Source organism: Thalassobaculum sp., from assembly GCF_040219615.1.
Taxonomy (GTDB): Bacteria; Pseudomonadota; Alphaproteobacteria; order Thalassobaculales; family Thalassobaculaceae; genus Thalassobaculum_A.
This window is the reverse complement of the sequence record NZ_JAVJSE010000031.1, coordinates 43,058-55,290: the sequence shown is the minus strand read 5'-3', so window position 1 is coordinate 55,290 and position 12,233 is coordinate 43,058. Positions and strand designations below refer to the sequence as shown.

At 70.3% G+C, this 12,233-nt stretch carries 8 protein-coding genes; 4 read left to right on the top strand and 4 right to left on the bottom strand.

All coding sequences use genetic code 11. The features are described from left to right. The first annotated feature begins 170 nt into the window (after positions 1 to 170). Positions 171 to 2,075 (top strand): ABC transporter ATP-binding protein/permease, encoded by a 1,905-nt coding sequence (locus RIC31_RS16725; protein WP_350110122.1) that lies wholly within the window; start codon positions 171 to 173, stop codon positions 2,073 to 2,075. A 46-nt stretch (positions 2,076 to 2,121) separates the two neighbouring features. Here RIC31_RS16725 and RIC31_RS16720 read toward each other — a convergent pair whose 3' ends face one another. Further along, on the bottom strand, positions 2,122 to 3,720 hold the full coding sequence (locus RIC31_RS16720) for an alpha-amylase family glycosyl hydrolase (protein WP_350110119.1): 1,599 nt from the start codon (positions 3,718 to 3,720) through the stop codon (positions 2,122 to 2,124). A 190-nt stretch (positions 3,721 to 3,910) separates the two neighbouring features. On the opposite strand from RIC31_RS16720, the gene RIC31_RS16715 reads away from it, so the two are divergent. Next, positions 3,911 to 5,518, top strand: a complete 1,608-nt coding sequence (locus RIC31_RS16715; RefSeq protein ID WP_350110116.1) for a GMC family oxidoreductase — start codon at positions 3,911 to 3,913, stop codon at positions 5,516 to 5,518. A gap of 93 nt (positions 5,519 to 5,611) precedes the next feature. On the opposite strand, the gene RIC31_RS16710 is transcribed toward RIC31_RS16715, so the two are convergent. The 3 genes from RIC31_RS16710 to RIC31_RS16700 all read right to left on the bottom strand — a co-directional run bounded on the left by RIC31_RS16710 (position 5,612) and on the right by RIC31_RS16700 (position 9,412). Next, the gene (locus RIC31_RS16710) at positions 5,612 to 6,772 is read right to left on the bottom strand and encodes a serine hydrolase domain-containing protein (RefSeq protein ID WP_350110113.1); all 1,161 of its coding nucleotides are present in this window, start codon (positions 6,770 to 6,772) and stop codon (positions 5,612 to 5,614) included. Positions 6,773 to 6,873: 101 nt separating this feature from the next. After that, positions 6,874 to 7,695, bottom strand: a complete 822-nt coding sequence (locus tag RIC31_RS16705) for an IclR family transcriptional regulator (protein ID WP_350110110.1) — start codon at positions 7,693 to 7,695, stop codon at positions 6,874 to 6,876. Between the two features lie 10 nt (positions 7,696 to 7,705). After that, the gene (locus RIC31_RS16700) at positions 7,706 to 9,412 is read right to left on the bottom strand and encodes an FAD-dependent oxidoreductase (RefSeq protein ID WP_350110107.1); all 1,707 of its coding nucleotides are present in this window, start codon (positions 9,410 to 9,412) and stop codon (positions 7,706 to 7,708) included. Positions 9,413 to 9,624: 212 nt separating this feature from the next. On the opposite strand from RIC31_RS16700, the gene hmgA reads away from it, so the two are divergent. Next, positions 9,625 to 10,986 carry a homogentisate 1,2-dioxygenase gene (hmgA, locus tag RIC31_RS16695; protein WP_350110104.1) on the top strand — a complete coding sequence of 454 codons (1,362 nt, stop codon included), beginning with the start codon at positions 9,625 to 9,627 and terminating at the stop codon, positions 10,984 to 10,986. Further along, on the top strand, positions 10,983 to 12,218 hold the full coding sequence (fahA, locus tag RIC31_RS16690; protein ID WP_350110101.1) for a fumarylacetoacetase: 1,236 nt from the start codon (positions 10,983 to 10,985) through the stop codon (positions 12,216 to 12,218). Before hmgA ends, fahA begins: the two co-directional genes overlap by 4 nt. Positions 12,219 to 12,233: the final 15 nt, after the last annotated feature.

Below are 12,233 nucleotides of genomic sequence, written 5' to 3'. Positions count from 1 at the left end.
TACATGTTGTTAATTTTATTCCCTCATTCTTTGGACGGGGTTGGGTTTGTTGTAACATTCGGGGAGGGCTGGTCCATTGCTGCACCAGCGCCGTTCACGAAGCCGCTGTTCGGGAAGCGGCTGACATGCTGGCAACGAGGCGCCGGCATGCAGCCGCCCGGGACGACAGTGTGCCGTTGCGCACCGAGGCCAAGGATGCGACCGCGAAGCCTGCCTCCTCGGGTGGCGCCAGCCCGCCTCCGGCCAACGGGTTCCAGCCGCCCGCCGCGATCTATCCCGGCAGGAGCGCGCTTTCCGAGTGCATTGCCCTGCTGCGCGCCATCTGGCGGTCGCCGTACCGAAAGCAGATCGCCCTGCTGGCCGTCGGGATCGCGCTGATCCTGGGCGCCAACATGGCCGGTCAGATCCGGCTCAACCAGTGGCACGGCGCCTTCTTCGACGCCCTCGACCAGCAGCGACTGGCCGCCTTCGGTTACCAGCTCCTGATCTTCCTCGTCATCGTCAGCGTGCTGCTGGCGCTCGTCGTCGGCCAGACCTGGATGCAGGAGATGCTGAAGGTGCGCCTCAGGGAGTGGCTGACGCACCACCTTCTCGACGAGTGGCTGGTCGACGGCCGCGCCTACCGGCTCGGCCTGGCCGGCCAGATCGGCGTCAATCCGGACCAGCGCATCGAGGAGGACACCCGCAAGCTCACGGAGTTCTCGGCGCAGCTCGGCGTCGGGCTGCTTCACGCCGTCCTGCAGCTGGTCGCCTTCATCGGCATCCTGTGGATGCTGTCCACCAGCGTCGTCTTCGTGGTCGACGGCATGCGCTTCACCATCCCGGGCTACATGGTCTGGTGCGCCATCCTGTACGCCGCGGTCGGCTCGTATCTGACCTGGCGGGTCGGCGGACCGATGATCGCGCTCAACACCGAGCGCTACGCCCGTGAGGCCCAGTTTCGCTTCGCCCTGGTCCGGGTCAGCGAGAGCGCCGAGAGCATCGCGCTGTTCGGTGGCGAGCGGGACGAGCGCCGCCTGCTCGAGGGCAACATCGAACAGGTCGTGGGCACCATGCGGCAGCTGTCCGGCGCCCTGTCGCGGCTCACCTGGATCACCTCGGGATACGGCTGGATCGCCATCGTGGTCCCGATCGTCGTGGCCTCGCCGGGCTATTTCAGCGGCGGCCTGACGCTGGGGGGCATGATGATGGTGGTCGGCGCCTTCAACCAGGTTCAGGCGTCGCTGCGCTGGTTCGTCGACAGATTTCCGGACATCGCGGACTGGCGCGCGACCCTGCACCGCGTCAGTGCCTTCAGGGCGACGGTCGCCCAGCTGGACGAGTACGACAGGACGGTCGACCGGATCAATCTGGTCAGGGATCCCGACGGGCAGCTCGCCTTCGACGGGGTCAGCGTGCTGCATTCCGACGGCCGCGTGGTCATCGCCGATGCGACCGTGGAGATCGGCCGCGGCGACCGGGTGCTGCTGGTCGGCGAGTCGGGCGCCGGCAAGAGCACGCTGTTCCGCGCCGTCGCCGGGCTCTGGCCATGGGGCAACGGCACGATCCGCCTGCCCGATCCCGACAGCATGATGTTCATGCCGCAGCGGCCCTATCTGCCGCTCGGCACGATGCGGGCGGCGATCACCTATCCGGACCCGCCGTCCAGCTTCGACGGCGCCGATGTCGAGGCCGTGCTCAAGCGGGTCGGCCTGGCCGAGCTTCTGCCGCTGCTCGACGTCGAGGAACGGCTGGACAAGACGCTCTCGCTCGGCCAGCAGCAGTTGATCGGCTTCGCCCGCCTGCTGCTGCACAGCCCGCAGTGGGTGTTCCTGGACGAGGCGACCTCGGCGCTCGACGAACTGAGCCAGCGACGCGCGATGTCGATCTTCGACGAGGAACTGCGCGAATCCACGGTGATGAGCATCGGTCACCGCCCGGGCCTGGACGCCTTCCACACCTCCACGATCCGCCTCGTGCGCAACCCCGACGGGGCGACGCTGCAGCCGATGCCGCCGCAGGGAATCGTCTACTGGCGACAGACGCGCGCGGAAGCCGGATTGCCGCCGCTGATGGTCCCCGAGGGCGCGGACTGACCGCAAGCGCGACGGTGCCGCCGGCAGGGCCCCGCGTCGCCCGCGTTCACCCGGTCAGCGACACGATAACCCCCTCGTCCGGGCGCAGGGTCAGTGCGCCGGCAACCGTCTCCCCCTGGCGGTCGCCATGGGTGGAGGCCAGCACCCGGCCCGGCCGGTCGCCGGGCGGCAGTTCGATCCGACGGTCCGGCTGGTCGCCGAAGTTGAGCGCGACCAGCATCGAGGCGCCGTCGTACCGGCGTTCGTAGGCGAACACTCCGCCCTCCGCCGCCACCGTCCGGTAGGTGCCGAGGCTGAGCGCCGGGCTGGTGCGGCGCAGCTCGATCAGCTGTCGGTAGAGCGCGAGGATCGACCCCGCGTCGTTGGACAGCACCTCGACGTTGCAGGCCGCGCGGTCGTCCGCAAGCGGTAGCCACGGCGTGCCGGTGGTGAAGCCGGCCAGCGCCGAGGCGTCCCACTGCATCGGCGTGCGCTGGGGATCGCGGCCGAAGCCCATGCCCGGCTCGTTCTTCTCCCAGGGGTCGTGCACCATCCCCGGCGGGATCGGCACGTCGCGCATGCCGATCTCGTCGCCGTAGTACAGCGTCGGCGTGCCGCGCAGGGTCAGCAGCAGCATCGCCGCGACCCGCGCCTGCGCCGGGCCGACCCGGCTGGCGATCCGCGGCTTGTCGTGGTTTCCCAGGACCCAGTTGGGCCAGGCGCCTGCCGGCAGGGCCGCCTCGTACCGCTCGACCAGGCCGGCGATACGGCCGGCGTCCCAGGCCGTCAGGATGAGCTGAAAATTGAACGGCAGATGCGCGCCCGCGAGGTCCCGGCCGTAGTAGGCGACAAGGCGCTCGATCGGCAGGTAGATCTCGCCGATCAGCACGCGGTCGTCGTACTCGTCGATCAGCGCGCGCATCTCCGCCACGATCTCGTGCACGTCGGGCTGATCGGTCGTGTTCACCTCCAGCAGACGCTGGAATTCCGGCTGGGACCCGTCATAGGCGGGGTTGGGGGGATTGTCCCGCCACGCCGGATCCTTCAACAGATGCCACATGACGTCGACCCGGAAGCCGTCGACGCCGCGGTCCAACCAGAACCGCATCGCATCGTAGACCGCCCTGCGAACGGCGGGGTTCCGCCAGTTCAGGTCCGGCTGCTCGCGGGCGAAGGCATGGTAGTAGTACTGGCCGGTCGCCGCGTCCCACTCCCACGCGCTGCCGCCGAAGGTGCTGAGCCAGTTGTTCGGCGGCCCGCCGTCGGGCGCGGCGTCGCGCCAGATGTACCAGTCGCGCTTGGGGTCGCTCCAGCCGCTACGGCTCGCGACGAACCAGGGATGCCGGTCGGAGGTGTGGTTGGGAACCAGGTCGAGAATGAGCTTGAGCCCGCGGCCGTGCAGGGCGGCCACCAGCTCGGAGAAATCGTCGAGCGTCCCGAAGACCGGCTCGATGCCGCGGTAGTCCGCCACGTCGTAGCCGAAGTCGGCCATGGGAGACGGATAGATCGGCGACAGCCAGACGGCGTCGACGCCGAGCCAGCCGAAGTAATCCACGCGGCGCAGGATGCCCTTGAGGTCGCCGACCCCGTCGACGTCCGAGTCCTGGAACGACCGCGGATAGACCTGGTAGACGATGCCGCGCTGCCACCAGGGGGCGTGTCCCATGTCTCCACCGTCCGGTTGCCTGACCTGCGTGGATGCCACCGGCGGCCCGGTGGCTCACGGACACCGAGTCTACTGCGTCGAACGACCCGCCGGAACCGAGCTCGTGCCGGCCCGATCCGCCGCCTCTTCCCCTGCCGCCGCCGCCCCTGCAACAATTCCCGCAGGCCAGGTCGGGAAGGCGCCGAGGAAGATGAACAGCTACGACTACATCGTCGTCGGCGCCGGGTCGGCCGGGGCCGTCGTCGCCAACCGGCTGTCGGCCGATCCGCGCATTTCCGTGCTGCTGCTGGAGGCCGGACCGGCGGGCCATCCCTGGACCCATGTCCCGGTCGGCTACGCCCGGATGATCGCCGACCCGACGGTCAACTGGGTGTACTCCTCGGAACCCGAGCCGAGCACCGCCGGGCGGCGCATCCCGGTGCCGCGCGGCCGCATGCTGGGCGGCTCCAGCGCGCTCAACGGCCTCGCCTTCGTGCGCGGGCAGGCGCAGGACTTCGACGGCTGGGCGCAGATGGGCAACGCCGGCTGGAGCCATGCCGACGTGCTGCCGTACTTCAGGCGCATGGAACGCTACGAGGGCGGCGGCGACGATGCGCTGCGCGGCCGCGACGGCCCGCTGCGGGTGACCGACCCCCGGCCCGATGCGCCGCTGTACCGGGCGTTGATCGCCGCCGCCGGCCAGCGCGGCATCGCGCACAACCCGGACTACAACGGGGCGAGCCAGGACGGCATCGCCATGAGCCAGGCGACGATCGCCTCGCGCCGGCGCGTGAGCACGGCCCGCGCCTATCTCGACCCGGTGCGCAAGCGCCGCAACCTGCGCATCGAGACCGGCGCCCTGGTCGAGGGCCTGACCCTGGACGGCATCGCCTGCAGCGGCGTGCGCTACGCGGTCGGCGGCCGGTCGGTCACGGCACGGGCCGGCCGCGAGGTGGTGCTGAGCGCCGGGTCGATCAACTCGCCGCAGCTGCTCGAGCTGTCGGGCATCGGCCAGGCCGACCGGCTGCGCGGCCTCGGCATCGACGTGCGCCTGGACCTGCCGGGCGTCGGCGAGAACCTGCGCGACCACTACGCCCCGCGCACCCGCTGGGCGGTGGCCGCCCCCGGGGTCACCTACAACGATGCCGGCCGCGGGCTCGGCCTGGTCCGCCAGGCGATCCGCTACGCACTCGACGGCGGCGGGATGCTGGGCATGGTCGGGGCGCCGATGCGGGCCTTCCTGCGCTCGCGCGAGGGGCTCGAGGCGCCCGACCTGCTGCTCGGCTGGATCCCGATGCTGACCGAGCCGGGGCCGAACGGCCCGGTGCTGTCGCGGCAATGCGGCTTCGCCTGCTACGCCCATCCGATGCGCCCCGAGAGCCGGGGCTCGGTGCACGCGACCTCGGCCGACCCGCGGGCGGCACCGGCGATCCGCTTCAACTTCCTGTCGGCCCCGGTCGACGCCGAGCTGACGGTGAAGGCGATCCGGATCGCCCGCTCGATCATGACCGCGCCGGCGATGGCGCCGCTGGGCGTGACCGAGATCGCCCCCGGGGCGGACCGGGAGCGCGACGACGAGATCGTCGACTGGGTGAAGCGCGCGGCCGAGACCACCTACCACCCGGTCGGGACCTGCCGGATGGGCCGGGACGACGGCGCCGTGGTCGACGCCCGGCTGCGGGTGCGCGGCGTCGCGGGGCTGCGGGTGGCCGACGCCTCGATCATGCCGACCCTGACCTCCGGCAACACCAACGCGCCGACCATCATGATCGGCGAGAAGGCGGCCGCCATGATCCTGGAGGACGCCGGGGCCGGATGACGCCAGGGACGGTGCGGGAATGTGACGTCTCGCTCCTGGCGCGTGCCTCCGGGTAGAGGCGCCGGCCGGACTTCGCGGCCTGTGCCACCGCGCTCAGCGCACGACCTGCTGGGCCGCCAGGACCTGGCGGAACAGCCGTTCCACTTCCCCCTTCGAGCGCTGGTTGTACATGCCCGCGAGCACCGTCACCGCGACGCGCCGGGCCGGAACGACGTAGAGCCGCTGCTGGCCGTTGCCGCTGGCGCCGAACACCTCGAGATCCGACCCGTCCTTCAGCCGTCCCGAATACCACATGAACCCGTAGCCATAGGTGCCGTCGGGAACCCACGGGATAGTCTCGACCGCACGCTGCCGGATCAGCGCGATCCACTCGGCCGGCACCACCTGCCGGCCCTGCCAGACGCCGTCATTGAGAGCCAGCGAGCCGATCTTCGCGAGGTCGCGCGGCCGCAGCCGCAGGCCCGAAGCGGCGCTGGGCGGACCGCCCACACCCCATTTCCGTGCGCCGCGCCACTCATAGGTCACGATGCCGAGGGGAGCGAACAGGACCTCGTCGGCATACGCCCGCAGCTTCTTCCCGGTGCGCCGCTCGATCAGGCCGGCCACGACCTGAGTAAGCCCACCGTTGTAGCTCCAGCGCGTGCCGGGCGGCTCCTGAACCGGCCGGCCCAGCACCAGGGCGACCGGGTCATGCACGCCGGACATCCGGACCTCGTCGTTGTCCGGATTGGTGTACGGCACGCTCATCTCGTTCCATTGAAGCCCGGCCGTCATGGTCAGCACATGGCGCAGCTTCACCTGGTCGGCACCTTCGCCGAAGCGGCCCTCGATATCCGGGAAGTAAGAGGTGACCGGCGCGTCGAGCGCCTGGTCGTAGCCACCGCCGAGCGCGACCCCGAGCAGCAGCGTGGTGACGCTCTTCGTGACCGAGCGCAGGTCGTGAAGGTGGTCAGGTCCGAACCGGACGGTGCCGAGCTGCTGTCCCCACGATTCGTCCGATCCTTGGAAATAGCGCTCGAACACCAGCCGGCCGTCGTGCTCGACCAGTACGGCGTGAATGTTGCCGTATCCGCCACGCGGGATGTCTTCGGCGAGCGCCTGCAGCGCCGCCGGATCGAAACCTGCCGTCTCCGGCGTCGCAACCGCCCAGCCGTCGTTGCGCTGTTCCGGGGGCGAGGCGGCGCAGGCCGGATGCCAGGTTCCGGCAAGCATGACCGCGACTGCGGCGACGATCGGGCGAAGCAACCGGACCATGCCTCCCTCCTGTGGTGGTCGAACCGGCACGGTTCGCCGGTGAGTTGCACCGCAGAAGAGCAGAGGCGCAATTCACTGACAATGGCGCCGACCGGACCGCCCTATATCGGGCCGCCCTGGGGAACACCGCCCTGCCGCGACGCCCGCGGCGAATGGCCGAGCCGCGCCGACACGGTCCGGGCGCAGGCGAGCAGGTCTTGGGCGATCGGGCCGTCCCAGCCCGCGTCGAAGGTCCCGGCCGGCCCGATGGCGGTGATCGCCAGCGCGATCGAACCCGCCTGGTCGAACACCGGCGCACTGAACGCGTTGACCCCCGGGATCGGCGACCCGACCGCCCGGGCGAGCCCCCGCTCCCGGACCTCCGTCACCGCCGCCTCGACCTGCAGCCGCGTCATGCGGCCCGCCGCGTCGTCGCCGACGCTGGCCCGGCCGACACCGGAATCGAGAAAGGTCTCGATCAGCTTCGGGGGGAGGAACGCGGCGAACACCCGGCCGGTCGCCGTGCCGAGCAGCGACATCACGCTGCCGACCCGCATGTTGACGTGAATCGCGCTGGCGCCCTCCTCGATCCGGACCACCGTCGGGCCGTGGTTGCCCCACACCGCCAGGGCCGCGGTCTGGCCGATGCGGTCGACCAGCTCGGCCACGAGGCCGGCCGCGACCCGCACGGGATCGAGCCGGCGCATGCTGGCCAGACCGATCTGCAGCGCCAGCGAACCGAGTTCGTAGCGGCCGCTGGCCTTGTCCTGCTCGACCAGCCCGATCCGCATGAAGCTGACGAGATACGGATGGGCCTTGGCCGCCGACATGCCGGCGTTCCTGGCGAGGTCGCGCAGCATCATCGGCCCGTCGCCGTCGGCCAGCGCGCGCAGCAGCTGGCCGCCGACCTCGACCGACTGGATGCCCCTCTGGTCGCTCGTCATCGGCGGCGGCTCACGCGTTGGCGCCGGACATGTGGCGGGCGGCGATGTAGCCGAAGGTGATGGCCGGGCCGAGGGTGATGCCGCCGCCCGGGTAGTTGCCGCCCATGATGCTGGCGGCGTCGTTGCCGGCGGCGTACAGGCCGGAAATCGGCCGGCCATCCTCGCCCAGGACCTGGGCGTGCTGGTTGCAGCGCAGGCCGGCGAAGGTACCGAGGTCGCCCATCACCACCTTGACCGCGTAGAACGGCCCCTGCTCCAGCGGCGCCACGCAGGGGTTCGGCTTGTGCTCGGGATCGCCGAGCGAGCGGTTGTAGGAGGTGGTCCCGCGGCCGTACTCCGGGTCCTCGCCGTTGCGGGCGCCGACGTTGTAGGCGCGGATGGTCTCGGCGAAGCGCTCCGGGTCGGCGCCGATCTCGCGCGCCAGCGCCTCCGGGGTCTCGCCGCGGAACAGATAGCCCGTCCGGATGTGCCGGCCATAGGGGACCGGGGCCGGCTTCACATGGCCCAGCCCGTATTTCCGCAGCACGTGGTGGTCGCACACGAAGAAGGCGCAGATCTCGCCGCCCTCCTCGGCGATGCGCCGGGTCAGCGACTGGCCGAAGTCGTGATAGCTGTCGGCCTCGTTGCAGAAGCGCCGGCCCGAGCGCGTGACCGCGATCACCCCCGGCTTCGAACGGTCGACGAAATGCGGGAACGTCCCGAGCGTGCCGTCCCGGCGCAGCGGGCGCGAGATCGGCACCCAGGCGGCGGCGTTCGGCAGGTCCGTGTCGATGCCGGCACCGACCGCCTCGCCGAGGCGCAGACCGTCGCCGGTATTGCCCGGCGGCGCCGGCGAGGCATGCTCGTGGCCGCTGCCGGCGTGACCGAACAGCGCCTTGCGACGGACCGGATCCTGGGGAAACCCGCCAGCGGCGAGCACCACGCCCTTGGCCGCGCGGATCTCGACCGTGCCCTTGACGGTCTCCACGAGCGCGCCGACCACCGCCCCCCGGTCGTCCCGGATCAGCTGCCTGACGGCGGCCCGCGTCCAGATCGGCACGCCCTTGTCGAAGCAGGACTTCGCCAGCCGCCCGACCAGCGCGTTGCCGTTCATCAGTCGCATCGGCCGGCCATGGAACGCCATGTCGCGCAGGAACTTGACGAACAGCCTGGCCACGAAGAACGCCGAGACCGGCGAGCGCATCACGTTGAAGAAGTGCAGCAGCTCCTTGCCCGAGCCGATCATCATGCCGAGGAAGGTGATCTCCGACAGCGGCGGGCGCAGCCGCCTGATCTCGCCGCCGAGCTCGCGGCCGTCGAACGGGCGCGCGACGATCGACCGGCCGCCGTCCATGCCGCCGGGCGCGCCGGGGTGGTAGTCGGCGAAGGTCGGACCCAGGTCGAACTGCAGGCTGGTCTGCTGCTCGAAGAACTCGACCGCCTTCGGGCCGGCCTCCAGGAAGGCATCGACCCGCGCCTCGTCGAAATGGGCGCCGGTCTCGTGCTTCAGGTAGGCCTTCGCCTTGTCGAGGCTGTCCACCACGCCGGCGCGCGCCGCCGGGGCGTTGTTCGGGACCCACATCCAGCCGCCCGACCGCGCCGTGGTGCCGCCGAACACCGGCTCCTTCTCGACCACCAGCACCTTCAGGCCACGATGGGCGGCCGACACCGCCGACGCCAGCCCGCCGGCGCCGGAGCCGACGACGAGCACATCGCAGTCATGGGTCTCTCGGGCCATCCTCGATCCTTCCTGTCTCATGCACCCGCCGTCCCAGGTCCGGCGGTTTCTGAATTTCGCATATTGCAAATCAATTCGCCATTAGCTAATCAACTCTTCTGTGGCAAGCGATATCGGATAGGGTTAGGGCAGCACCGATACCGGCGCTGGGCGACCGGCGCCTGAATACGAGCTTCGAATGAATACGAGCTTCGAAGGAAGGGACGCGTCTCATGAATCACCAGGAGATCGTGCGAGGCCGGTCGGTCGGCCCTGCGAGCGCGGGCCACACCGACGCCTACATGCCCGGGTTCGGCAACGACTTCGAGACAGAGGCGCTGCCGGGCGCCCTGCCGCAGGGCATGAACAGCCCACAGAAGTGCAACTACGGCCTGTATGGCGAGCAGCTCTCGGGCACCGCCTTCACCGCCCCCAGCCACCAGAACGAGCGGACCTGGTGCTACCGCATCCGCCCGTCGGTCAAGCACACCCGCCGCTTCGCGAAGATCGACCTGCCGTACTGGAAGTCGGCGCCGAACATCGATCCCGACGTGATCTCGCTCGGCCAGTATCGCTGGAACCCGGTTCCGCACGGCGACGGGACGCTGACCTGGCTGACCGGCATGCGCACCATGACGACGGCCGGGGACGTGAACACCCAGGTCGGCATGGCGAGCCACGTCTACCTGGCGACCGCCTCGATGGTGGACGAGTATTTCTACTCGGCCGACAGCGAGCTGCTGGTGGTCCCGCAGGAGGGCCGGCTGCGGTTCTGCACCGAACTCGGAATCATCGACGTCGAGCCGCAGGAGATCGCGATCATCCCGCGCGGCCTGGTCTACCGGGTCGAGGTCCTGGAGGGTCCGGCCCGGGGCTTCGTGTGCGAGAACTACGGGCAGAAGTTCGAACTGCCGGGCCGCGGGCCGATCGGCGCGAACTGCATGGCCAACCGCCGCGACTTCAAGACCCCGGTCGCGGCCTACGAGGACCGCGAGACGCCGTCGACTGTCACCGTCAAGTGGTGCGGCCAGTTCCATCGTACCGAGATCGGCCACAGCCCGCTCGACGTGGTCGCCTGGCACGGCAACTACGCGCCCTGCAAATACGACCTGAAGAACTACTGCCCGATCGGCGCGATCCTGTTCGACCACCCGGACCCGTCGATCTTCACGGTGCTGACCGCGCCGTCCGGCGTGCCGGGCACCGCCAACATCGACTTCGTGCTGTTCCGCGAGCGCTGGATGGTGATGGAGAACACCTTCCGGCCGCCCTGGTACCACAAGAACGTCATGTCCGAGCTGATGGGCAACATCTACGGCCAGTACGACGCCAAGCCCCAGGGCTTCGCGCCGGGCGGGATGAGCCTGCACAACATGATGCTGCCGCACGGGCCCGACCGCGAGGCGTTCGAGAAGGCGTCCAATGCCGAGCTGCAGCCGCACAAGCTGGACAACACCATGAGCTTCATGTTCGAGACCCGCTTCCCGCAGCATCTCACGGCCTTCGCCGCCAACGAGGCGCCGCTGCAGGACGACTACATCGACTGCTGGGTCGATCTCGAGAAGAAGTTCGACGGCACGCCGGGGGTGAAATGAGCGCGACACGAAGCTGGCTGGACTCGGCCAACGGCGACACCGACTTCCCGATCCGGAACCTGCCCTACGGCGTGTTCGACGACGGCGGTGGAGCCCGCTGCGGCGTCGCCATCGGCGACCGCATCCTGGACGTCGGCAAGGTGCACCATGGCCTCGACCCGACGCTGTTCGCCGAGCCGGCCTGGAACGCCGTCATGGCGGCGGGACCCGCGGTCTGGGCGGCGCTGCGTGCCCGGTTGACCGAGCTGCTGTCCGACGCGGCCCACCGCCCGGCGGTCGAGCCGCATCTGGTCCCGATGGCCGGCGCCCGGCTGCTGATGCCGTTCCGGGTGTCGGAATACACCGACTTCTACGCCGGCAGGCATCACGCGACCAATGTCGGCACCATGTTCCGCGGCGCCGAGAACGCGCTGCCGCCGAACTGGCTGTCGATCCCGATCGGCTACAACGGCCGGGCCTCCTCGGTGGTGGTCTCCGGCACCCCGGTGCGGCGGCCCTGGGGACAGGTCAAGGGGCCGAACGACGAGCTGCCGCGGTTCGCGCCGTCGGCGCGGTTCGACATCGAGCTCGAGATCGGGGCGATCGTCGGCCAGCCGTCGGAAGGCATGGTCCCGGTCGCCGCCGCCGACGAGATGATCTTCGGCTACGTGCTGCTCAACGACTGGTCGGCCCGCGACATCCAGGCCTGGGAATACCAGCCGCTCGGCCCGTTCCAGGCCAAGGCGACGGCCACGACGATCAGCCCCTGGATCGTGACCAGGGCCGCGCTGGAGCCGTTCCGCACCGCCACCCCGGAACCGGAGCGGCCGCTGCTGCCGTATCTGACGCCGTCGCGCCCCGGGCTCTACGACATCGACCTGGAGATCGGGCTGACGCCGGAAGGCGGGACCGAGACCGTCATCGCCCGCACGAACTACCGCGAGATGTACTACTCGTCGGCCCAGCAGCTGGCCCACCACACCACGTCGGGCTGTCCGATGCGGGTCGGCGACCTGCTGGGATCCGGCACGATCTCCGGGCCGGACCGGGAGAACCGCGGCTCGCTGCTCGAGCTGAGCTGGGGCGGCAAGGAGCCGTTCGCGCTGGCCGGCGGCGCGACCCGCAGCTTCGTCGAGGACGGCGACACGCTGGTCCTGCGCGGCGCCGCTAAAGGCGACGGGTACCGCATCGGCTTCGGCGAGTGCAGCGGGCAGTTGCTGCCCGCGGTCGCGCAGCCGGACTGGGCCCGCTAGCAAACACTAGGAATC